Source organism: Sphingomonas sp. FG14, from assembly GCF_057809675.1.
Genome location: NZ_JBMDKK010000013.1, coordinates 33,548 through 56,028 on the forward strand (window position 1 = coordinate 33,548; position 22,481 = coordinate 56,028).

Annotated in this window: 24 protein-coding genes; 10 read left to right on the top strand and 14 right to left on the bottom strand. The window is 66.1% G+C overall.

Annotation, left to right across the window (positions count from 1 at the left end; all coding sequences use genetic code 11):
* Positions 1 to 48: 48 nt before the first annotated feature.
* The 11 genes from leuB to ACODTA_RS23325 form a co-directional block, all read right to left on the bottom strand.
* Positions 49 to 1,089: a 3-isopropylmalate dehydrogenase gene (gene leuB, locus ACODTA_RS23275; RefSeq protein ID WP_489069114.1), complete on the bottom strand. Its 1,041-nt coding sequence runs from the start codon at positions 1,087 to 1,089 to the stop codon at positions 49 to 51.
* A gap of 145 nt (positions 1,090 to 1,234) precedes the next feature.
* A complete protein-coding gene (gene recO / locus ACODTA_RS23280) occupies positions 1,235 to 1,846 on the bottom strand; it encodes a DNA repair protein RecO (RefSeq protein WP_489069116.1) in 612 nt (203 codons plus the stop codon).
* Between the two features lie 2 nt (positions 1,847 to 1,848).
* Complete coding sequence (gene uvrC / locus ACODTA_RS23285; RefSeq protein WP_489069118.1) at positions 1,849 to 3,771, bottom strand: excinuclease ABC subunit UvrC; 1,923 nt, start codon at positions 3,769 to 3,771, stop codon at positions 1,849 to 1,851.
* Positions 3,772 to 3,973: 202 nt separating this feature from the next.
* Positions 3,974 to 4,588 carry a F0F1 ATP synthase subunit B family protein gene (locus ACODTA_RS23290; protein WP_489069120.1) on the bottom strand — a complete coding sequence of 205 codons (615 nt, stop codon included), beginning with the start codon at positions 4,586 to 4,588 and terminating at the stop codon, positions 3,974 to 3,976.
* Entirely contained in the window at positions 4,581 to 5,075 is a 495-nt protein-coding gene (locus ACODTA_RS23295; protein WP_489069122.1) for a F0F1 ATP synthase subunit B family protein, read from the bottom strand. The genes ACODTA_RS23290 and ACODTA_RS23295 overlap by 8 nt, the downstream gene beginning before the upstream one ends.
* A 61-nt stretch (positions 5,076 to 5,136) precedes the next feature.
* Positions 5,137 to 5,364: a F0F1 ATP synthase subunit C gene (locus ACODTA_RS23300; protein WP_023839593.1), complete on the bottom strand. Its 228-nt coding sequence runs from the start codon at positions 5,362 to 5,364 to the stop codon at positions 5,137 to 5,139.
* 44 nt (positions 5,365 to 5,408) lie between these two features.
* Positions 5,409 to 6,194, bottom strand: coding sequence for a F0F1 ATP synthase subunit A (locus ACODTA_RS23305; RefSeq protein ID WP_222989764.1), 786 nt, complete (start codon positions 6,192 to 6,194; stop codon positions 5,409 to 5,411).
* Between the two features lie 39 nt (positions 6,195 to 6,233).
* Positions 6,234 to 6,551 carry an AtpZ/AtpI family protein gene (locus tag ACODTA_RS23310; RefSeq protein ID WP_489069124.1) on the bottom strand — a complete coding sequence of 106 codons (318 nt, stop codon included), beginning with the start codon at positions 6,549 to 6,551 and terminating at the stop codon, positions 6,234 to 6,236.
* Between the two features lie 277 nt (positions 6,552 to 6,828).
* On the bottom strand, positions 6,829 to 7,209 hold the full coding sequence (locus ACODTA_RS23315) for a YdbL family probable chaperone protein (protein WP_489069126.1): 381 nt from the start codon (positions 7,207 to 7,209) through the stop codon (positions 6,829 to 6,831).
* A complete protein-coding gene (locus tag ACODTA_RS23320) occupies positions 7,209 to 7,409 on the bottom strand; it encodes a YnbE family lipoprotein (protein WP_489069128.1) in 201 nt (66 codons plus the stop codon). Before ACODTA_RS23320 ends, ACODTA_RS23315 begins: the two co-directional genes overlap by 1 nt.
* A 47-nt stretch (positions 7,410 to 7,456) precedes the next feature.
* Positions 7,457 to 10,711 carry an intermembrane phospholipid transport YdbH family protein gene (locus ACODTA_RS23325; protein WP_489069130.1) on the bottom strand — a complete coding sequence of 1,085 codons (3,255 nt, stop codon included), beginning with the start codon at positions 10,709 to 10,711 and terminating at the stop codon, positions 7,457 to 7,459.
* Between the two features lie 64 nt (positions 10,712 to 10,775).
* On the opposite strand from ACODTA_RS23325, the gene radC reads away from it, so the two are divergent.
* Both radC and ACODTA_RS23335 read left to right on the top strand, forming a co-directional pair.
* Complete coding sequence (gene radC, locus ACODTA_RS23330) at positions 10,776 to 11,465, top strand: RadC family protein (protein WP_489069132.1); 690 nt, start codon at positions 10,776 to 10,778, stop codon at positions 11,463 to 11,465.
* Positions 11,462 to 12,055 (top strand): DUF1287 domain-containing protein, encoded by a 594-nt coding sequence (locus tag ACODTA_RS23335; protein ID WP_489069134.1) that lies wholly within the window; start codon positions 11,462 to 11,464, stop codon positions 12,053 to 12,055. Before radC ends, ACODTA_RS23335 begins: the two co-directional genes overlap by 4 nt.
* A 57-nt stretch (positions 12,056 to 12,112) precedes the next feature.
* Here the strand turns inward: ACODTA_RS23335 and ACODTA_RS23340 are convergent, their stop codons facing one another.
* A complete protein-coding gene (locus tag ACODTA_RS23340) occupies positions 12,113 to 12,556 on the bottom strand; it encodes an EF-hand domain-containing protein (RefSeq protein WP_489069136.1) in 444 nt (147 codons plus the stop codon).
* A 157-nt stretch (positions 12,557 to 12,713) separates the two neighbouring features.
* Entirely contained in the window at positions 12,714 to 13,076 is a 363-nt protein-coding gene (locus tag ACODTA_RS23345; protein ID WP_489069137.1) for an EF-hand domain-containing protein, read from the bottom strand.
* A 193-nt stretch (positions 13,077 to 13,269) separates the two neighbouring features.
* Here ACODTA_RS23345 and purB point away from each other — a divergent pair, with 193 nt between their 5' ends.
* The 8 genes from purB to ACODTA_RS23385 all read left to right on the top strand — a co-directional run bounded on the left by purB (position 13,270) and on the right by ACODTA_RS23385 (position 21,167).
* The gene (purB, locus tag ACODTA_RS23350) at positions 13,270 to 14,571 is read left to right on the top strand and encodes an adenylosuccinate lyase (RefSeq protein WP_489069139.1); all 1,302 of its coding nucleotides are present in this window, start codon (positions 13,270 to 13,272) and stop codon (positions 14,569 to 14,571) included.
* Positions 14,572 to 14,746: 175 nt separating this feature from the next.
* Positions 14,747 to 15,217, top strand: a complete 471-nt coding sequence (locus ACODTA_RS23355; protein ID WP_489069141.1) for a (2Fe-2S)-binding protein — start codon at positions 14,747 to 14,749, stop codon at positions 15,215 to 15,217.
* A complete protein-coding gene (locus tag ACODTA_RS23360; protein ID WP_489069143.1) occupies positions 15,214 to 17,439 on the top strand; it encodes a xanthine dehydrogenase family protein molybdopterin-binding subunit in 2,226 nt (741 codons plus the stop codon). The genes ACODTA_RS23355 and ACODTA_RS23360 overlap by 4 nt, the downstream gene beginning before the upstream one ends.
* Before the next feature lie 499 nt (positions 17,440 to 17,938).
* A complete protein-coding gene (locus ACODTA_RS23365; RefSeq protein WP_222989776.1) occupies positions 17,939 to 19,147 on the top strand; it encodes a trans-sulfuration enzyme family protein in 1,209 nt (402 codons plus the stop codon).
* Between the two features lie 17 nt (positions 19,148 to 19,164).
* Positions 19,165 to 19,563 (top strand): Co2+/Mg2+ efflux protein ApaG, encoded by a 399-nt coding sequence (gene apaG, locus ACODTA_RS23370; protein ID WP_489069278.1) that lies wholly within the window; start codon positions 19,165 to 19,167, stop codon positions 19,561 to 19,563.
* 4 nt (positions 19,564 to 19,567) lie between these two features.
* Positions 19,568 to 20,359, top strand: a complete 792-nt coding sequence (locus tag ACODTA_RS23375) for a LysR family transcriptional regulator (RefSeq protein WP_489069145.1) — start codon at positions 19,568 to 19,570, stop codon at positions 20,357 to 20,359.
* Entirely contained in the window at positions 20,356 to 20,877 is a 522-nt protein-coding gene (locus tag ACODTA_RS23380; RefSeq protein ID WP_489069147.1) for a GNAT family N-acetyltransferase, read from the top strand. Before ACODTA_RS23375 ends, ACODTA_RS23380 begins: the two co-directional genes overlap by 4 nt.
* On the top strand, positions 20,874 to 21,167 hold the full coding sequence (locus ACODTA_RS23385) for a hypothetical protein (protein ID WP_489069149.1): 294 nt from the start codon (positions 20,874 to 20,876) through the stop codon (positions 21,165 to 21,167). The genes ACODTA_RS23380 and ACODTA_RS23385 overlap by 4 nt, the downstream gene beginning before the upstream one ends.
* A gap of 6 nt (positions 21,168 to 21,173) precedes the next feature.
* On the opposite strand, the gene ACODTA_RS23390 is transcribed toward ACODTA_RS23385, so the two are convergent.
* Positions 21,174 to 22,436 (bottom strand): serine hydrolase, encoded by a 1,263-nt coding sequence (locus ACODTA_RS23390; protein WP_489069151.1) that lies wholly within the window; start codon positions 22,434 to 22,436, stop codon positions 21,174 to 21,176.
* Positions 22,437 to 22,481 lie beyond the last annotated feature (45 nt).

Here is a 22,481-nt window from a genome sequence, read left to right on the forward strand (position 1 = left end):
ATATCACAGAATAGGCGTCATTCCGACGAAGGCCGGAATGACGCCTTATTACAATGCCGCGATCACAGCGTCGCCCATGGTCACGGTGTCCATCGCGCCACCCAGGTCGGGCGTACGGGCGCCGCTTGCCAGCGCGCCCGCGACGGCAGCTTCGATCCGGTCGGCGGCTTCGGCCATGCCGAGCGAATAGCGCAGCATCATCGCGGCGGAGAGGATCGTCGCCAGCGGATTCGCCTTGCCCTGTCCGGCGATATCGGGCGCGCTGCCGTGGATGGGCTCGTACAGGCCCTTGCTCGACGTATCGAGCGCGGCCGAGGGCAGCATGCCGATCGATCCCGCGCACATGCTCGCCAAGTCCGACAGGATGTCGCCAAACAGATTGCCGGTGACGATCACGTCGAACTGCGCGGGATCGCGCACGATCTGCATCGCGGCATTATCGACATACATATGGCTGAGCGCGACGTCGGGATATTCGGCCGCCACCTCGATCACCACGTCGCGCCAGAGCTGAGATGTTTCGAGGACATTGGCCTTGTCGACCGAGCACAGCTTGCCGCGCCGCGCGCGGGCCGTCTGAAAGCCGCTATGCGCGATGCGGCGGACTTCGCTTTCGTCGTACGACATCACATCATAGCCCTCGCGCAGCCCCTCAGGGGTGGTGCGCATCGCCTTCTCGCCGAAATAGACGTCGCCATTGAGCTCGCGGACGATCACCATGTCGATGCCGCGCGCCACGTCGGGACGGAGCGTGGACGCATCCGCCAGATCGGCGAACAGCTTCACCGGCCGCAGATTGGCGAACAGGCCCAGTTCCTTGCGCAGGCCCAGGATCGCCTGTTCGGGGCGCAGATGGCGTTCCAGCGCATCGCATTCGGGATCGCCGACCGCGCCGAACAGGATCGCGTCGGCGCGGCGCGCCAGGTCGAGCGTCGACGTCGGGAGCGGATGGCCGGTCGCCTTGTATGCCGCGCCGCCCACGGGGGCCGTCTCGAAGGTCAGTCCGCACCCTGCCGCATCGAGCACGCGCACCGTCTGCGCGATCACTTCAGGGCCAATTCCATCTCCGGGCAACAAGGCGATCAGCATCGGCACGATCTTTCAAAAAGGCCGTTCGGATCGAACCTGCTGAGGCCCTGTCCCCGCCGATCCGATATCAGCGGGACGGCGCCTGCGGCAGGTTCGGGATGAACGGAGCAGGTGGGTCGCGCCGCCAATGCCCGGATGGTCGGGCTTACGCAACCGTCCTTTTGAGCCGTTCGGTCAGGCGATCGCGCGCCGCCATGACGTCAATCCTGCGCTCGGCGAAGATATGGGCGTCAAGCTGTCGGCCGGTGTCGGCGAGCGCGGCGAGGATCGCGGGCCATTGCGCCTCGTCGTCGAGGCGGGCGGTCGCCGGTGGACCCAGCCCCAACCGGGCGAGCACCAGCGCTTCGAACAGCACCAGTGCCCGCGCCCAGCCCCGCGCGGAGGGGGCGGCCTCGATCGCGTCGAGAACGCCCTCCAGCGCCTGGAACATCGGCGCGTCGCCAAGTCCCTCCGGCAAGGCGCTCGCGCTCAGCGCGGTCGCCCAGTCGAGCGCGGCGGCGGCGAGCGGCTCGCTCATCAGCGGCGCGCGGCTATGGACGAGTTCGACGGTCAATCCGGCGAGCTGGTCTTCGGTCCGCGCGCGGAACTCGGCGACCACGACGTTCGATGGCATCAGCACCGGCCGCATCGTCCGCGATCGTCCGCCGCGGACATAGCCAGCAAGCAGCCCGTCATCGGCGGTCAGCGCCCGCACGATTGCGCCATGTTCGCCATGCGCCCGCACCGAACAGATGATCGCGCGGGCACGGACGTGCATGCTCAGCGCCCGCCGTGGAAGAAGTCGTAAATGCCCTGCGCCATCGCCTTGGAGACGCCGGGCGCCTTTTGCAGATCCTCAAGCGCCGCGTTGCGCACTGCGCGGGCGGTGCCGAAATGCAGCAGCAGCGCGCGCTTGCGCGCGGGGCCGATGCCGGGAACATCGTCGAGCGTGCTCACGCCGATCGCCTTGGCACGTTTCTGCCGATGCGCGCCGATCGCGAAGCGATGCGCCTCGTCGCGCAGCCGCTGGAGGTGGAACATCACCGGCGCGTTGACGGGCAGGGTGAATTCGCGGCCGTCGGGAAAATGAAAGGTTTCGCGGCCGGCATTACGGTCCGGCCCCTTGGAGACACCGATAAAGGGCACATCCTCGATCCCGAGTTCGTCGAGGATCGCCTTCACCGCGCTGACCTGCCCCTTGCCCCCGTCGATCAGCACCAGATCGGGCCATTCCTTGCCCTCACGATCGGGATCCTCGCGCTGGGCGCGGCCGAACCGGCGCTCCATCACTTCGCGCATCATCGCGAAGTCATCGCCGGGCACGGTCTCGGCGCGCTTGATGTTGAACTTGCGATAGGCGCCCTTGCGAAAGCCTTCTGGCCCCGCGACGACCATCGCGCCGACGGCGTTGGTGCCCTGGATATGGCTGTTGTCGTAGATTTCGATACGGTCGGGTGGTCCGTCCAGCTCGAACAGTTCGGCCATTTCGCGGAAGATCTTGGCCTGGGTGGTGCTTTCGGCGAGGTGACGGTCGAGCGCTTCCTCCGCATTGCGCGTCGCCTGCTTGATCAGGCGGACGCGGTCGCCGCGCTGCGGCACCGCGATCGCGACCTTGCCGCCCGCCGCCTCGCCCAGCGCCTCGGCGAGCAACTCACCCTCGGCAAGCGCGCGATCGAGCAGGATTGTGCGCGGTGGCGGCACATCCTCGTAGAACTGCACCAGGAAGCTGGTCAGCACCTCGTCCTCAGGCACGTCGTTGGTGTGCGCGGGGAAGAAGCTGCGATGGCCCCAATTCTGCCCGCCTCGGATGAAAAACGCCTGGATGCACATCGTGCCGCCCTTGCAGGCGAGCGCGAAGATATCGGCGTCGCCGACACCCTCGGCATTCACCGCCTGACTGCCCTGGATGAAGGTGAGCGCCTTCAGCCGGTCGCGATAGACGGCTGCCATCTCGAAATCCATGTTGCCGCTGGCGGTCTGCATCGCGTCGGCCAGCTTGGCCTGGACCTTGGTCGACTTGCCCGACAGGAAGTCGCGCGCGTCCGCGACCAGTTCGGCATAGTCCCCCTCGTCGATACGGCCCACGCAAGGCGCCGAGCAGCGCTTGATCTGGTAGAGGAGGCAGGGGCGGTCACGATTGGAGAAGAAGCTGTCGGTGCAGCTACGCAACAGGAACAGCTTCTGCAGCGCGTTGAGCGTTCGGCCGACCTCTCCGGCGCTGGCGAACGGGCCGAAATAGTCGCCCTTGATCTTGCGCGCGCCGCGATGCTTCTGGATGCGCGGGAAGGCATGGTCGGCGCGCAGCAGGATGAAAGGGAAGCTTTTGTCGTCGCGCAGCAGCACATTATAGGCGGGGCGATAACGCTTGATGAGCTGTGCTTCGAGCAGCAGCGCTTCCGCCTCGTTGTTGGTCGTGACGATCGTCATCGACCGGGTCTGCGCCACCATCCGCTTCAGCCGGATCGAGAGGCGTGCTGGCTGAGTATAGTTGTTGACCCGGTTCTTGAGCGAGCGCGCCTTCCCGACATAGAGCACGTCGCCGCGCGCATCGAGCATGCGGTAGACGCCGGGGCGCGACGGCAGCGTCTTCAGCACGTTGCGGATTGCCGCGACGCCGGCATCCAGATCGGGCTTCTCCGCCCCACGCACGGCGTAGGTGGCGGTTTCCTCGTTGAAGCGATCGGGGGAGGAAGGGGCGGACATGGAGGGGATTTAGAGCATCGTGTAGAAAAGTGGGAACCGGTTTTCCGCAAAAACGATGCGACAGCGAACAGCTTTGGTTGGCGCGCCTATGCCAGCGCTCCAACTCATGTCGCGATCTGAAGGAATGGCCGCGCGGAGACCTGAAACAACAAGGCCCTCCACCGCTTGCGCGGGGAGGGCCCGGTTATTCGGTTCGAACCGCTTAGTTGAGGCGTGTGCCCAGACCCGAAATGGTCTGATCGACGAGCGCCTTGTCCTGCGCGGCGCCATGGCCTTGCGCGATCAGGGTCGCGGCGGCCGTGGCGGCAGCGTTGACGGTCTTTTCGCGGATCTCGGCGATCGCGGCGCGCTCGGCGGCGGCGATCTTGTCCTCGGCCATGCGGGCGCGGCGGACAGTGAGATCCTTGGCGGCCGTGCGGGCGTCGGCCAGGATCTGCTGCGCCTCGGCCTCGGCATGTTCGCGCATCGCGACAGTTTCGGCCTCGGCGGCCTTCACCTTGGCGGCATATTCGGCGCGGAGGGCTTCGGCTTCGGCGCGCAGCGCCTTGGCTTCGTCAAGCTGTTCACGGATCGCCGCGATCTTCTTGTCGAGCGCGCCGCCGAGCAGCGCCGGCACCTTCTTCACCAGCAGGATGACGATGAACACCGCCATCGCCAGTGCCACCCACGCCGTTGGATTGAGCCCCAGGGCGGAAGGCGTGGCGTGTTCCGCGCCGCCGCCATGCGCCTCGGTGCCCGCGTGCAGGCCTTCGGCGGTATCGGCATGCGCCAGGTTGGCGGCCACTTCGGCCGAACCGTTGGTTTCCGTGTCAGCCATTGGCGAGCGCAGCCTTTACTGCCTTGGCGGCATCCGCCGCGTTGACCTTGGCGCCTGAAAGCTTGGCGACCATGTCCTGCGCGGCTTCGGCCGCGACGGACTCGATTTCACCGAGCGCCTGGGCGGTTGCTGCGGCGATACGGGCTTCGGCAGCCGACAGGACCTCGGCCGATTCGGCATCGGCCTTGGCGAGGGTCTTGTCGGACTCCGCGGTCGCGTCGGCCTTGGCGGCCTGCGTCAGCTTGAGCGCTTCGGCGCGGCTGGCTTCCGCCTTCGCCCGATAGGCTTCGTCCTGCGCGTCCGCTTCCTGGCGAGCGCGTTCGGCGGCCGCGAGATCGTCCGCGATCTGCCGATCCCTGCGGTCCACCGTCCCCTGGATCTTCGGCACCATGCCGAGGCCGATCACGAAGAAGACGAAGCCGAAGGTCAGCAGCAGCCAGAAAATCTGCGATGAATAGGTCGCAGCGAGCTGAGCTATCTGGGGCATTGCACCTGTATCCTGTCCTGCCGCCCGGCCGGGGCCGGGCGGAGGGTTTGAGTCGTCGTGATCAGGCGACGAAGATCAGGATCATCGCGACGACGAACGCCAGCAGGCCGAGAAGTTCGGCAGCGGCGAAGCCGATGAACAGGCGGCCCTGCTGGCCGTCAGCGGCCGCCGGGTTGCGGAGCGCGCTCTCGAGGAACGAGCCGAAGACGTTGCCCACGCCGATCGCGGCCATGCCCGCACCGATGGCTGCCAGGCCGGCACCGACGAGCTTTGCTGCTTCTGCGTCCATTTCTAAACTCCCTTCGTAAATTCAAATGACAGTGGGTTGAAAACTCAGTGAAGATTCTCTGCGTCGTTGAGGTACAGCGACGTCAGCAATGCGAAGACATAGGCCTGGATACCGGCGACCAGCACTTCCAGGGCACAGATCGCGATCATCAGGATGAAGCTGGGGCCGCCGATCAGCACGCCATAGGCGGCACCGGCATTGGCGCTGTCGATCACGAAGCTGGAAAGCACCTCGAGCAGCACGTGGCCAGCCATCATCGCGACGAAGAGTCGCAGGCCAAGGCTGAACGGGCGGACGAGGAACGAGATCAACTCGATCACCGGAATCAGCCACATCAGCCAGATCGGCGTGCCGTGCGGCACGAACAACGAGAAGAAGTGGAGGCCGTGCCGCCAGAAGCCGACGATGAGCACGATCGAGAAGCTCATGATCGCGAGCACACCGGTGACGGTGAAGTGGCTGGTGAAGGTGAAGGGGTGGATGCCGAACAGGCCGAGGGGAAGCAATCCCAGCAGGTTGGCGAACAGGATGAACATGAAGATCGAAAAGATGTAGGGCACATATTTGCGCCCGGCGGGGCCGATATTGGCCGCCAGCATCGAATCGATGAAACCGGTCATGCTCTCGACCGCCATCTGCCAGCGACCGGGAACGAGCTGGCGCTTCATGCCGCCCAGCATGAACACCCACAGCACGACGGCGGTGATCGCCATCCAGAGCGCTGAATTGGTGAATGCGATATTATAGCCGGCGATGGACAGATGATCGGTGCCGAACAACGGCTCGATCGTGAACTGATGCATCGGATCGACTTTACCTGGCTCGGCCACGAAAAACCCCAAAATCCTGCGACCAAAGCGCCCGAAATATCACTTCGGACGCTGGTTCGAAATCCTGATGATGTTTCTGAAGGCGACGATGATCCCAAGGAACAACATCACCAGCAGGCCCCAGGGCGACGTGCCGGCAAAACGGTCTATGACCCAGCCGATCAGCGCGCCGCCAGCAATGCCCCCGATCAGTTCCGCCAGCACCCGGTTGCCGAGACGATAGCTTTCGTCCTGGCCCTTTTGTGCAATGCCGGTCCTGACCGCTTCGTCGTGCTGTGCACGCTTCAGCCGCTCATCGAGGGACTGGAGTCGCGCATTCTCGCCGATTGGGTCTTGCCCGGATTCGCGTTCCGCCATGCGCGTTCCTCCTTGAGCCGAGGCTTTCCGGACGATCGACAAAGCATGAAAGACGAGCGAACCCGCCAAGGCGCGGTCCGTTTAGGGAGGGGGTGGGGCGAAGTCAACCGTAGTGGAGGGGAAGGCCGAATCCGCCGCAAATGCCATGAAATTCCGGTATTATCCGTAATCGGTGCTTGATCGGCGAATCTCCGTCGTCGGTTCACATGGCAGGCGTTTCACCCCGATTCCGGCCCCCATCGGAATGGCGGGCCGGTTTCCATCGAATCGCAGCCGCTTATACGCAGCGGCCGTCGCGCTGCGGTGCGCCGCTGCCGCGCGTCTGCCAACTTCCATCAGGCGCCTGGTACTTCTCGCCCGGCTTGGTGTTGGCGATCAGGTTGCAGCCCGTGGTGAAGGCGAACTGCTCGATCGTCGAGCCTGTCGATCCGGCCTTTGCCGTGTAGGCGGCCTTGCGCTTGATGTTGATGTCGCGGACGAGCGCCTCGACATCGGCACCCTGGCTGCCGACGACGCCGAGATAGCCGTCTACCTTCTCGCCGACCTTGCCGGCCGAGCGCGCGGCTTCATAGGCGGGGTCGCGCTGCGCATAAGCAGTGCCCGCCGCCGCCGCGAGGGCGATGGAGAGGCCGAGGCCGATCAGAGTGATGCGCTTCATCAGAATATGTCCGCTTCCTGCTTGATGAGGTTCTTCGCCTCGCCATCGAGACGATAGACCACTTCCTGCTTGATGTTGATATTCAGGTTGATCTCGATGGGCTTGTCGGGCGCCTGAAGCGTCACGCAGCCCGCAAGGCCCGCGCACGCCGCCGCCAACGTCAGGCCCAAGGCGATCGCCGATCCGGTTGTCTTCCCCATATAAGGGGGAATCTCACCCTGCGGTCCCTCGGTCAACATCGCATTCTTCATCGCTTGTTTTCGCTTTCGGCAGGCTGAACGGCCGTTTGCCCGCGCGGCTTGGGGCTATCGGCCTGGGGTGGGGCGGGCTGAGGCGGGGCGGCTTGCGTGCGCGCCTTCTGCGCGTCGATGAGCGCCGGCAGATTCTGCTCGATCAGCAACGTCGGATCGTAAAGCGAGCGCGCGGAGAAAAGCAGTTGCCGGAACGGCGCGCGAATCGTGACGTTGAAGCGGATCGGCAGCGCCGCGATCTTGCGCGTGATGAAATTCTGCTTGGTGCCCTCGCCCTGGCCCAGTCCGGCGAATCGCACCTGGGTGACCATTTCGCCATCGAGATCGCCGTTGAGGATGACCTCCAGCGACCGGTAGCGGACGGCACGCAGCGCCTGGAAAGCGATATTGCCCCAATTGCCGAGATCCTCCTGCGTGAGTTGGCCGACATAGGCGAGCGATCCGCCGCCTTCGCGCACGGTGAGTCGTCCATCGACGATCCGGCCGCCCTTCTCGTCGAAGACGATCGGCAACACGCCGTCGAAGATGCCGGTGGCGTTGATATTCTCGAAATCGAAGCCCTGGAGGAAGGCGGCGGCGTCCATGCCGCTGACCCGGAAGGTCAGGTGGCGGGGCTTGGCCGCGCCCAGATCGAGAATGGTGGGATCCAGCGTCAGTCGCCCGCTCGCGAACGGCCACTCGCCGCCCTCGATCGCGACCTGCTGGTTGGGAAGCAGATGGTAGCGGAGCACGCCGTTGGTGACTGGCAGGCCGGGATTGATCTCGCCGATCGAGACCGACTGGCCGGGCGCCGTCACCAGGCCGAGCAGGTCGGTGAAGCGGATTTCGCCGCTGAGATTGGAGACGGGGCCGAACGCCGCCGCGAGATTGGCGCCGCTTGTCCGGAAAATGCCGTCGCTCGTCACGCCGTCCGGCGTCCAGCGGATCTCTCCGCGACCGCTGACCAGTGCGTCGACATTCGCGACCACGCCGAACGCCAGATGTGTCAGCGCATCGGGCTGGAGCGCCTTGCCGAAGCGGAGCTCGGGGACGTCGAGAATGGCCTGGCCGGTTCCGGCCGACAGATCATGCGCGATAGTGACGGCGGTGACCGGCGTTCGCCCTGTGGGTTCGCGGAGCAACCCGCTCGCGGCGATCTTTCCGTCGATCAGGCTGAGGTTGAAATCATCCGAAATCAACGGGTTGAATCGCGGTGTTGAGGCAGTGTCGGCAACCTTGAGTCCGCCATCGAGCTTGAGTGATCCGCCAGCGAATCGCCAGTTGCCGGCCGCTTCGGACACGATCAGTGGAACATTGCCGATCTGGCCGCCCAGCCGATCGAAGCGGCCGGCCATTCCCGAACCGGCAATGCGGCCTTCCAATATGCCGATATCCAGCCGCGTCGCCCGGTCCGGCGCGCCGAGCCGGATCGCGATATCCTGTGCGGCGAGCGTGCCGGCGCGGAGCGCAAGGCGCGCATCGGCGGCGGCAATCTCGATCGGGTTGTCGCCCAATCGGCCCGACAGCCTTGGCGCCGCGATGCGCGCGCCGCCGCTCATCCCGCCTCCGGCGCTGCGCGCGAACAGCGTCTGGCCTTCGATCGGGCACAGCGTCAGTCGCGTGGCACCCAGGGTGAGCGCCGCCGCCTTGAGCGAGGTCAGGCCGAGCGGTGCGCAGCCGGGATTGAGCGCGAAGCCGCCACGGACATCGATGTGGCCCGCAAGTGGCAGGGTGAGCCCGGTGACGCGCCCGTCCGCCAAGGGACCGTCCAGCGTCATGCGGGTCGCGAATCGGGTTCCGCCATCGGGGGCTGCGGTGAAATCGATCCTGTTCAACGCCAGCCGGGCCCCGCCCGAGGCGAAGGGGGCGATCGTTGCATTGCCGCGAATGGGGGCGCCGGGAGCGGGTTGGGTAAGGTCGATGATGGTTTGGGGAAAACCGCCGCCCGCCAGGTTCAGGCGGCCGTTGACCTGCGGGAGTCCGGCTGGCCAGCCGATCTTCACGCCTCCGGCCATGACGAACCGCGCGCCGCTGCGGCTGGATGCGTCGAGCGCATTGAGCTGAAGCGAGCCTGTGTTCCCGAGCTGGGCGACCGTGAAATCGCCGGAGAGGCGCATGCCCGCGCCGGCGCGTCCGATCGCCTCGGCCAGCGCGGCGGCGAGTGGTGCTACGGGCGTGCCCTTGGCCGTCCCGCTCAGCGATGCCAGCCGTGCGAGAGTCGCGCGATCGAGCGCGGCATTGTCCATCGCCGCCTTGCCGCCCAGGCCGACTTGGAAACCGCGCGGCGTGTTGCCGATGCGATAGGCGCCGGTGAGCGTCAGACCCTGTCCCGATCCGCCCGGTAGCGTCAGTGCCTTCGCGGCAATCCGCAAATCGCCGCCGGTGCGTGCTCGACCGCCGTCGAAACCGATGGCGCCGCTGACGCCGTCGAGCCGATTGGCGCCCAGCGCCGCGCGCGGCAGGTCCAGCCGCATCGATCCTTTCCAGCGGTTCAATGCTTCGTTGAAAATCGCGTCGACCCGGGCCTGCGGCGCGGTCAATCCAAGCGACGCGTCGGGGCAGGCGAAAGCGGCGGCGCGCACGGGACCGGCAACGTGCGGCGCCTTGTCGGACACCGAAAGGTCGAGCCAGGCGGTCGCGCCGCGCAAGGGGCAGCCGCCGATCGTCAGTTCGGGTGCGACCGCCGCCAGCTTGCCGCGGAATCCGCCGGTCAGATTGCCGCGTCCGTCGAGCTTCAGGCCGACAGCGCCGTTTGGCAGATCGAGCCGCATACGCGCGTCGTTCAGATCGAGATCGAGATCAGGCAGGGCGAAGGGCTTGCCCGACGGAGCGGGCAGCAGTCGATCGACGCTGCCGAACGAGACGCTGCCGTCGATCAGCCGTCCGCGCAGCCGCACGCCGCCGGCGCGAACGCCGGTAACGGTCGGGCCGCCGCCGCGAATCGCGATCAATATCTCCGCCCAATCAGCGGTCAGGTCCGGATGAGCGGGGTCGCCGATGCTGATGTTTTCCAGCCGCTGCGTGCGGAAGCCGATTCCCGCGATCTCGTAGCGCGCGGAAACGCCGCGCTGTTCCAGCGCATCGGCCACGAAACTGTCGGCGATGGGCTTGCGCTGCGTCCAGGCCAGGGCGAGCGCGACGAGCAGAATCGCGCCGGTCGCGAGCGCAACGCGCCGCGCGCGCCGGCGTTTCGGCACCTCCGCTGCTGCGCGTTCTTCACTCTCGTTCACCCGGCCACCTGCCCCGTCGACATCGTCACAACGCGCCACCACCAGAATAGGCCGCAATCGTCATCGCGCAATTGTGGCAACGCATATCGTGGGATAGCGTGCCGCGATGAACGAAGGCGGAAGCGATCATGGCGGCACGGGGCATCGCGCGCGGCTGCGCAAGCGGTTGCTGGAAGGGGGCGGCGAAGCCCTGCTCGATCATGAGATCGTCGAATATCTGCTGGCCACCGCGATTCCGCGCCGCGACACCAAGCCGCTCGCCAAGAGGCTGCTGAAGGAATTCGGTGGCATGGGCGGGCTTTTCGCCGCCGATGCCGAGGCGTTGGCGCGCGTCGATGGCGTGGGTGAGGGCGCCGTCGCCGCGATCAAGATCGTCCAGGCGACGGCGGTTCGCCTGCTTCGTGCCGAGATCGTCGATCGGCCGGTGCTGGGAAGCTGGCAGGCGCTGCTCGACTATCTGCGGGCGGACATGGCGCATGCGATGGTCGAGCGCGTCCGCGTGCTCCACCTCAACAGCCGCAATCTCCTGATCCGCGACGAACTGATGAGTGAGGGTTCGATCAACGAAGCCGCGGTGCATGTTCGCGAGGTGATCCGCCGCGCGATCGATCTGGGGTCCGCCGCGATTATTTTGGTCCACAACCATCCGAGTGGCGATCCATCGCCCAGCCGCCAGGACATCGCGCTGACGCGCGAGATCGTCGAGGCCGGGCGCGGCCTCGGTATCGCGGTGCATGATCATGTGATTATCGGCACGCAGGGCCATGCCAGTCTGCGCGCGCTGGGCCTGATATGAACCGCCGCGATCTTCTGGTTGGCCTTGGTGCGATATTCGCCCTGCCGGCGCACGCCCAGGCGTCGGAACGAACGGCGGCTCGGCTGATCGGCGCCGCGCGGCGACAGGTTGGCGTCACGCTCCGCTACGATCCGGCCTATACCACATTGCCGTTTCCCAATGGCGACGTACCCAGGGCGAAGGGTGTGTGCACCGATGTGATCGTCCGCGCCTATCGCGACGCCTTCGCGCGCGATCTTCAATCGCTGGTCAATGCGGATATGCGGGCGGCGTTCTCCACCTATCCGAAACTTTGGGGCCTGCGTGGGCCGGATCGCAGTATCGATCATCGCCGCGTGCCCAATTTGCGGACGTGGCTGGCGCGCAAGGGCGCGGCGCTTGCGATTCCGCGTGATCCGGCCGACTGGCGGCCGGGTGATATCTTCACGAGTCTGATCGATGGGCGGCTACCGCATATAGGTCTGGTTTCGGATCGGCGTGGTGCGAACGGGTGGCTCGTCATCCACAATATCGGCGCAGGTGCGCGCGAGGAAGACGCGCTCGGCGATCACCGGATCACCGGTCGATATCGTTGGGGGCTTGTTGCCTGAAAAATGAAGGGCGGCTCCCGTCGCCGGGAGCCGCCCCATCAGCCGATTGTCGAAGCGTCAGCCCTGCAGGAAGGTGGTGAGTTCGCCCTTGCTGACCGACTTGTTCTTGTCGGTATCCGCCTGGGCGAAGGCTGCTTCGGTCCAAGCTGTCGTATCAGTGCTGGCCGCTGCGGCGTTGGGCTGGGCGGCGCGCAGCTTGGTCATCCACGCCGCGAACTCTTCCTTGCTCAGTTCGCCGTTCTTGTCGGCGTCGAAAGCGGGGAAATCATTATCGACCACAGCCGCGACGGTATTCGCGCTATTGGCGGGAGCGGCTTCGGCCGGTGCCGGGCTCGGCGTGGTGGTCGCGCTCGGCGTTGTGGCTTCAGGCGCGGTCTGCGCTTCGGCTGGCGGTTGGGTCGCCGTGCTTTCCGTCGCGGACTCCTGAGGTGGCTGGGTCTGCTGGGCAAAGGCGGGTGCGGCGAGCGCGAAAGCGCTGACGAGCATGAGGTTGCGTATCATTGCATTCTCCTGGATTCTCATTTTCCGCAGCGGAACGATCAAGGGAAATCGCGGTTTTTCCGCCACTTGGTATATAACCAACAGTAGGGGCGGGGGTTTCCAGACCGGCAACGCTTCGTCGTCCGGGAAAACCGACTCGGGGGCGATCCGTTCGGATTCAGCGGCCTGCGGAGGCGGGACGGCGCACTTTCTTCTGCAGGAACGCGGTGAGCTCTTCCGGCGTCACTTTGGCATCAACATTGGAGTCGGCCTGCAGGAACGCGCCATCGGCCCATGCCTTCAGCTTTGCGGCATCCTCGGTCTTCCCAGCGCGGGCGCGCAGGGCGATCAGCCAGGTCGCGAATTCGCTTTCGGTCAGATGGCCTTTGCCGCCCTGGTCATATTTGGGCCACTCGGCGGCAACTGCGGCGCCGATCTGAGCCGCGGCGCTGGTGTTCGCCGCGTTGGACTGGGGCGTTGTCTGTGCAAGCGCCGGCCCCGCAGCCAATATGCCGAGAAGGGCTATGAGAGGACGGATCATGACGTTGCTCCAACTGGTCCCCCAGGCGCGGCGCGCGGACCGGGGATATCCGCGCACCGCTCATATGGACTGCCGCGCGTTGATCGAAAAGGCCAGCGTTCGGCTCGATTGATGCCGCGTCCGGCCCCTGCTATCGCCCGCCCCGTCCACAACCGTGCTCCAAATGCGATGGGGCGAAATTCGAAGGTCAGCCATGGTCCCCCGTTATGCCCGCCCCGCGATGACCGCGATCTGGGAACCCGAATCGAAATTCCGCATCTGGTTCGAGATCGAGGCGCATGCCACCGATGCACTGGCCGAGCTGGGCGTGGTGCCCAAGGCGGCGGCCGAGGCGATCTGGGAACGCGGCGCATTCGAGGTCGATCGCATCGATGCGATCGAGGCCGAGGTGAAGCACGACGTGATCGCGTTCCTCACCAACGTCGCCGAGCATGTCGGTGACGAAGCGCGCTTCATGCACCAGGGCATGACCAGTTCCGACGTGCTCGACACCTGCCTGGCCGTCCAGCTCGCGCGCGCGTCCGATATCCTGCTCGACGATCTCGACAAGCTGCTCGACGTGCTCAAGCGCCGCGCGATCGAGCACAAGCTGACCCCGACGATCGGTCGCAGCCATGGCATCCATGCCGAGCCGGTAACCTTCGGCCTCAAGCTCGCCCAGGCCTATGCCGAGTTCGCGCGCAATCGCGACCGGCTCGTCGCGGCGCGCGCCGACGTCGCCACCTGTGCGATTTCCGGTGCGGTCGGCACCTTCGCCAATATCGATCCCCGCGTCGAGGCGCATGTCGCCGAGAAGATGGGGCTGACCGTCGAGCCCGTTTCGACCCAGGTGATCCCGCGCGACCGCCATGCGATGTATTTCGCGACGCTCGGCGTCATCGCCAGCTCGATCGAGCGCCTCGCCACGGAGGTCCGTCACCTGCAGCGCACCGAAGTGCTGGAAGCGGAGGAATATTTCTCGCCCGGCCAGAAGGGCAGCTCCGCCATGCCGCACAAGCGCAACCCGGTGTTGACCGAGAATCTGACGGGTCTGGCGCGGATGGTGCGCGGCTATGTCACGCCCGCGCTCGAGAATGTGGCGCTGTGGCACGAACGCGATATCAGCCACAGCTCGGTCGAGCGCTATGTCGGCCCCGACGCCACGATCACGCTCGATTTCGCGCTGGCAAGGCTGACCGGCGTGATGGACAAGCTGGTCGTCTATCCCGAGCGCATGCAGAAGAATCTCGATCGCATGGGCGGGCTCGTTCATTCGCAGCGCGTGCTGCTCGCGCTCACCCAGGCGGGTGTCAGCCGCGAGGACGCCTATCGCCTCGTGCAGCGCAACGCGATGAAGGTTTGGGAATCGGATGGTCAGCTCTCGCTGCTCGAACTGCTCAAGGCCGATCCCGAAGTGAGCGCCGCGCTGTCGGCGGAGGAGATCGAGGCGCGCTTCGATCTCGATTATCACTTCAAGCATGTCGATACGATCTTCGCGCGGGTGTTCGGCGCCTGATCGCGATCTGATCGAACGCAGCGTCGTTCGTCGAAAATTGTTGCGCCGCGCGGCCACGGGGTTTGCGCGGCGCAATCGTGCGCGATAGCCTCCGCGCAATGATGATGTGCGGATCGAACCACCATCAAAAGTGGAGCTTTTGATGGCTACGATCCGCCTGGGGAGGACTTCGACAATGGCGATCACGCTCACGGTCAACGGCACGCAGCGGCGCTATGGCGGCGATCCGGACATGCCGCTGCTCTGGTATCTGCGCGACGAGCTCGATCTCGTCGGCACCAAGTTTGGCTGTGGCATCGCGAGCTGCGGGGCCTGCACTGTCCATGTCGCGGGCGAGGCGCGCCGGTCCTGTTCCACGCCGATGTCGGAGCTCGATGGCGTGAAGGTCACCACCATCGAGGGCATGGCGAAGGGCGATATGCTCCATCCGGTTCAGCAGGCCTGGATCGACGAGGATGTCGCGCAATGCGGCTATTGCCAGACCGGGCAGATCATGGCGGTCGCCGATCTGCTGGCACGCAATCCGAATCCGAGCGACGAGGAAATCGACCAGAACCTCAACAATCTTTGCCGTTGCGGCAGCTATGCGCGGTTGCGCAAGGGCGTCCATCGTGCGGCGGCGCTGATGAAGGGGAAGGGGGCATGACGATCCAGCTCGATCGCCGCGCCTTCCTGCGCGTCGCCGCCGTTTCGGGCGCGATGGTGCTGACGATGCGCCCCCATTCGTTCGCCGCCGCCGGGAGCGGCGCCGATATCGGCCTTCATGTCCGGCTGACGCCCGACAACCGGCTGATCATCCGGACCGCGACGACCGAGATCGGGCAGGGCACGAACACGTCGATCCCGATGCTGATCGTCGAGGAACTCGATTTTCCGTTCGCGCGGACGGGCGTGGAGAATATCGCGCCGCCGCTGCGCCGCAATGCCGAGGGACGGATCGAGTCGGCCGCCTTCGCAGACGGTGCCGGCGGATCGACTGCGATCTGGGAAAGCTATGATTCGGCGCGCCAGGTGGGCGCCGTCGCGCGCAACCTGCTGATGCAGGAGGCGGCGGCGCGCTGGTCGGTGCCGATCGCTGACCTGTCGACCCAGGATGGTTTCGTGATGCATGCCGCGAGCAAGCGGCGGCTGGCCTATGGCGCGTTGGCCGAGGGCGCGGCGCGGCGGCCCGTGCCCGCCGGAGCGCTACCACTGAAGGCGCGCGCCGAACATCGGCTGATCGGGACGCCGCAGAAGCAAAAGGAAGCGCGAGCGATCGTCACCGGCGAGCGGCTGTTCGGCATCGACCAGACAATGCCCGGCATGCTCCATGCGGTTATCCTCCGTGCGCCTGTTCTCGACGCATCGGTCGCCGCGGTCGACGACAAGGCGGCGAGGGCCGTGCCGGGCGTTCGCCATATCGTCCGCCTGCCCGCGATCACGGCCGGCAGCGCCTTTCGCAACCGTCCGCTCGCGGAAGGCGTGGCGGTGGTCGCCGACAGCCATTGGGCGGCGCTCAAGGGGCGCGAGGCGCTCAAGGTGGAATGGGCGGGCGGCGCCGTGGACGAGAATGGCGACGAACGGATCGCCGCCGCCTGGGCCGATCTGGCGGCAGGCAAGGGACATCGCCTGGGCGAGGCCGGCGATGTCGATGCTGCCTTCGCGCGCGCGGCGAAGCTGGTCGAGGCGCGCTATGACGCTCCGATGGTGGCGCATGCGCCGATGGAGCCACAGAATACGCTGGCGCACGTGACCGCCGATGGTGCGACGGTGGTGACCCCAACACAGCAACCGATGGGTGTCGCGGCCACCGTCGCGGAAATACTCGGCATCCCTGTGGAGAAGGTGAAAGTGGTGCCCGTGCGCTGTGGCGGCGGGTTCGGACGACGGCTCTATACCGATATGACCGCCGAGGCGGCGCTGATCGCCAGGGCGGTTGGCGTGCCAGTGAAGCTGGTCTGGACGCGCGAATGCGATATCGCGACCGATCTGTACCGGCCCGGTGGCGCGCACCGGTTCCGCGCGGCGCTTGATGCCAAGGGTGCGTTGACAGGCTGGATGCATGGCGTTGCCAGCCAGTCGCGCCGCTATCGCGGCCCGGCCGATCAGAGCGCGGCGTCGCTCGCGGCGTCCGAGGTGCCTGTCGTTGATTATCCTGGCGCGCTCGTTCCCAATCGGCGCTTCGACTATGTGCCGATCGTGAGCGCGGCGCCGCGCGGCGCCTGGCGCGCGCCCGGCCACAATATCAATGGCTGGACGATGCAGGCCTTTCTGGACGAAGTGGCGGAGGCGGCGGGCCAGGATCCGCTGGCATTCCGTCTGACGTTGCTCGGTGAAGCCCGCGACCTGCCCTATGACAGCCATGGTGGGCCTATCTTCTCGACAGGGCGCCTGGCCGGTGTGTTGCGGCTGGCGGCGGAGAAGGGCGATTGGGGAAGGGCTTTGTCGAAGGGCAGCGGTCGCGGTATCGCCGGCCACTTCTCCTTCGGATCCTATGTCGCGCATGTCGTGCAGGTCACGATGAAGCCGGGCGGGGCCTTCAGTGTCGATCGCGTGACGAGCGCGATCGATTGCGGCATCGCGGTCAATCCCAATGGCATCGCGATGCAGAACGAGGGATCGATCAACGACGCGCTGTCGACCGCCCTGGGCCAGGCGATCACGATTCGCGGCGGCCGGGTGGAGCAGAGCAACTTCGCCGATTATCCCATGATGCGGATCGATCGCGCCGCGACGCGGATCGAAACGCATATCGTGCCGAGCGATGCGCCGCCGCGCGGCATGGGTGAACCCAGCCTGCCGCCGTTCACGGCCGCGCTCACCAACGCGATCTATGCGGCGAGCGGCAAGAGAATCCGCAGCCTGCCGATCGGCGAACAGCTCGCCTGATCCCCGGTTGCAAAAGCTGCATGTGCGATTGCCGGTTTCAAAGTTGCGATAGTTTGAAATAATATTATCTCAACCTCACCGCATGACAAGATTGCGGTGCGCGGCAATGTCCGCAGTTCGCAGGGAAAGAAGATACCCGCTCAGGTGGACGTGTTCGCGCACGCCTGCCTGCACGGGCACGCTTCACAGGAGAAATGAAATGAAGTCGTTCGAAACGGCGATCAGCATCGTGCTGGTTCTCGCCACCCAGGCGCTCACCATCGGCGTGATCTTCGCGGCTTGAACCGGGCCTTGATGAGCTTGCTCATCGAAGCCCGGTCAGGCCAGCGGGGCGCCTGAGCGTTCCAGGGCGTGGATGCGGAGCATCCCCGGCTTGGCCAAAACCCCCTTTCGAAGCCCCGCCCGGCAGCTCGCCCGGCGGGGTTTTGTGTTTTCAGGAGGCGTCGGACGCGCATCGCGCATTGACGCACCCGGCCTCCGCGCTGCAAAGCGGCGCGCGATGAAAAGAAAGACTGGCCAGGATCGTTCGATCACCGAAACATGGCGTCCGGCGACGCAGGCCGTGCGCGGCGGAACCGCGCGTTCGGAATGGGGGGAGACGAGCGAGGCGCTCTTCCTGACCTCCGGCTACGCATACGACTGCGCGGGCGACGCGGCCGCGCGCTTCGCTGGCGAGCAGCAGGGCATGACCTATAGCCGGCTGCAGAACCCCACGGTCGAGATGCTGGAACAGCGCATCGCCCTGCTCGAAGGCGCGGAGGCCGCGCGCTGCCAGGCATCGGGCATGGCGGCGATGACTGCGGCCCTGCTGTGCCAGCTCAGCCAGGGCGACCATGTCGTCGCCGGTCGCGCGGCGTTCGGATCGTGCCGCTGGCTCACCGACTCGCTGATGCCGCGCTTCGGCATCACCTCGACGATTATCGACGGCCGCGACACCGATGCCTGGCGCGACGCGATCCAGCCCAACACCAAGGTGTTCTTCTTCGAAACCCCGGCCAACCCGACGATGGATATCGTCGATATGGCGGCGGTGTGCGGCATCGCACGCGAAAACGGCATCACCACGGTGGTCGACAACGCCTTCGCCACGCCGGTCTTGCAGCGGCCGATGGATTTCGGCGCCGATGTCGTCGCCTATTCGGCGACGAAGATGATGGACGGGCAGGGCAGGGTGCTGGCCGGCGCGGTCTGCGGAACGCGCGCTTTTATCGACGATGTGCTGCTGCCTTTCACACGCAACACCGGCCCGACGCTGTCGGCGTTCAACGCCTGGGTCGTGCTCAAGGGACTCGAGACGCTGGATCTTCGTATCCATCGGCAGAGCGAGAATGCGATGAAGGTCGGCCGTTTTCTGGAAGGCCGCGTGCCGCGCATCCTGCATCCGGGGCTGGAGAGCCATCCGCAGCACGCGCTGGCGATGCGCCAGATGAAGGCGTGCGGGCCGATCTTCTCGATCTATCTCGATGGCGGCCGCGCCCAGGCGCACGGCCTGCTCGATGCGCTGAAGCTTGTCGACATCTCGAACAATATCGGCGACTCGCGCAGCCTGATGACGCACCCCTGTTCGACGACGCATGCCGGCCTGACCGCCGAGGTGCGCGCGGAGATGGGCGTGGAGGAAGGCATGTTGCGGCTGAATGTCGGCCTGGAAGATCCTGATGACCTGATCGAGGATTTCGACCAGGCTCTGCGCGCGGTCGGGCTATGAACACGCCTTCCCGCTCGATGAACGCGCTGTTTCCCTATGCGGAAACCACGCGCGGCGTCACCGTGCGGGTGTCGGTGAGCTATCTGCCCGAACAGTCCGAGCCCGAGCGCGGGCGCTGGTTCTGGGCCTATCACATCCGCGTCGAGAATGGCGGCGATGCCGCTGTCCAGCTTCTCGCGCGCCATTGGGTGATCACCGACGGGCGCGGCGCCCGCCATTCGGTGGAGGGTGAGGGCGTGGTCGGCGAACAGCCGGTGATCGCGCCGGGGGCCGCCTATGACTATGTCTCCGGCTGTCCGCTCAGCACGCCCACGGGATCGATGCAGGGCAGCTATCACATGATCGGCGAGGATGGTTCGGGCTTCGACGTGAAGATCCCCCGCTTCCCGCTGCTGGCACCGGTCGGGGCGGAGTGACGGCATGAAGCGTACGCACCTTCCGTTGAATGGCCTGCGCGTCCTCGACGCGGCCGCCCGCCATCTCAGCTTCACGCGCGCGGCGGACGAGCTTGCGGTGACGCCGGCGGCGGTCGGGCAACAGATCCGCGCGCTAGAGGATACGCTGGGCGTCGTGCTGTTCCGCCGTACCGCCAAGGGACTGGAACTGACGCCGGAGGGCGATGCCGGCCTCGGCGCGCTGCGCGCCGGCTTCCTCCAGTTCGAGGAGTCGGTTCGCGCGATGCAGGCGGGGCAAAGCAGCAAGTCGCTCACCATCGCCGCTCCGCGCGACTTCACCGCGAAATGGCTCAGCCCCCGGCTCGCCGAATATGGCCGTTCGGACCCGGAACTGCGCTTCACGCTGATCGCGGCCGAAGGCGATCTCGACTTCACCGAGGCCAATCTCGACCTCGCCATTCGCCTCGTCCAGGGGCCGGGCGAGCACGAAGGCATGGCATTGGCGGAAGGCGGCTTCGTCACCGTCGCCGCGCCCGATGGCGCGGATGCGCGGATCTCCTGGCCCGGCTGTCCGGCCGATGCCGACGCCGCGCAGGTCAGCGTCGCGGATGCTGGCCTGGCGATCGACGCGGCGGCCGCCGGCTTCGGTCGCGCCTGCGTTCCGGCCTTGCTCGCCGAGAGCGACATCGCGTCGGGGCGCGTGGCCTTGGTCGGCGAGGTGAAGTCGTCGCCGCTCGCCTATTGGTTGATCGCGCCCTTGCCGCAATGGCGCCAGAAGAAGGTGAAGGCGCTGGTTGCGGCGCTGGCCGGGCAGTGAACCTCCCGACATTCACCACCGATCGGCTTGTCCTGCGTCCGCTCGTCTCCGACGATGCCGATGGGCTTCATGCTGTCCTCTCCGATGAGGAAACGATGCGTTATTGGGCGACGCCGCCGCACGAGGCGATCGCTGAGACTCGCGACTATGTCGCGGGCAATGCCGAACAGGATCAATGGCTTACCTGGGCGATCACCGAGGGCGGTGGACCGGCGCTTGGCTGGGTGGTGCTGAGCGCGCATCGCGATGGCGTGCGCGAACTCGGCTATATCCTGCATCGTGATCGCTGGGGGCGGGGCTATGTCGGCGAAGCGGCCGCCGCTGTCGTCGATCATGGGTTCGCCGTGATGGGCTTGCGGCGCATCTTCGCCGATTGCGATCCCGACAATGTGGGGTCGATCCGCGTGCTCGAACGCCTCGGCTTTCGTCTGGAGGGGCATCTGCGCGCCGAATGGCACACGCATATCGGCGTGCGCGACAGCCTGATCTTCGGAATGCTTGGGGAGGAATGGCGGTGACCGAACTGCGGCCGCCCGATCTGAGCGATCCGGCCGAACGCGCCGCCTACCGCAGCGAATTGCGCGGGGTCGCACGCAGGACCCGGCTTGCCGGACTTGTGCTCGCGGCACTGGGCGCGCTGCTCGCGCTCGCCAGCAAGCGTGCGGAGGATCCAGCGATGTGGCGGCTCGGGGCGATCCTGGCGATCGCGGCGGGCGGGGGCCTGATCATCTTCGGTAGCGCACGACGCGCGATGCATCACCAATTGCGGATGAACGTGCCGGACGCGGGCTCCGATACCGATCGATAGGGGCGGTCAGCGCCCGACCAATGCGAGCGCCCGAACCATCAGCCCGTTGAAGCGAGGGGCCTCCACGTCGCGGGCGGTGTTGTTCCACGCGCCGGTGACGGTGAACCAGCGCCCCCTCTTGTCGCGCAGAAGATAGTTGAGCGAGATTACGCCGGCCTCCGATCCGCCCTTGAAACCGATATAGTCGAAACGGGCGGCGGTGAGCGCATCGACACCGGGGCTGACGCCGAGGATGGCCATCGCATCCGCGCCCGCCGTCTTGCGCAGGCGATCCAGGATCGCTGTGGTGTCCGCCGGTGATGCGAACCATTCGACCGTGTCGATATGCAGCGGCATGCTGCCGAGCTTGGCGAAATCGATGCGTTCGATGACGAGGTCGGCCGCCGCCGTTTCGAGGAGCTTGGCGCGTTGATCGGCATCGCCCTTGATCCATCGGTCGCGCAGCGCGGCATTGGCGGGCATCTTGAGCGAAAAGGCTTCGGCGGTCTTCAGGATTGGCAATGCCTTGTCCGGCGCCGCATGGCCGGTATCGCGCAGATATGCGCCCACCTTTTCGCGCCCTGCGATATCGAGGAGCGTGTCGGTCGCGGTATTGTCGCTCAAGGATATCATCAGCGTTGCTAGGCTGTGGATCGTGAGCGGCGACGCCTTCGGCCATCTTTGCGTGATACCCGATGGCAGCGACGCGGCGCCAAGCTTTGCCACTTCGTCCCAGCGATGTTCGCCGGCGGCGATCTGACGCGCGATCTCGCCCAGGATATAGAGCTTGTAGGCTGATCCGACCGCCATCTGGCGATCGGGATTGTGCTGGAGGATCCAGCGCGGCGGACCGTCGCCAAGTTCGGCGATTGCAAAGGCGCTGGTGCCGGGTAGCGCCTTCATGTCATCGAGCAGCTTGCCCAGGCTGTCGTCCCTTGCCTGGCTGCCGGTGACGAGGAAACCGCCGACGCGGTGCGGTGGATCACGCTCCACCACAAGGCGGATCGTCACCACGGCGCGCTCATAGCCGACCTGCACGGTGCCGATGCCATTGCCATTGCCCTCAGGCATGACCTTCTGGATGCGGAGCACCGGGCCGTTCTGGTCGATCAGGCTGCGTGCGATTGCTGTGAAACGCGCCATCGGCACGTCAGCGAAGAACGCCGGGGAAAAATATGTGGTGGCGTCCGCCCGGCCGCTCAGGATTGCCGGAAGTTCGGCGGCGCGGGCGCGCAGGGCCGCGTCGGGATCTCCCTGCGCCTGCGCGGGCGCCAGCGCGGCGAACAACATCAGCAGCGCCGCGATTATCCACGTCGCGGCTCGAACCGGCCGGAA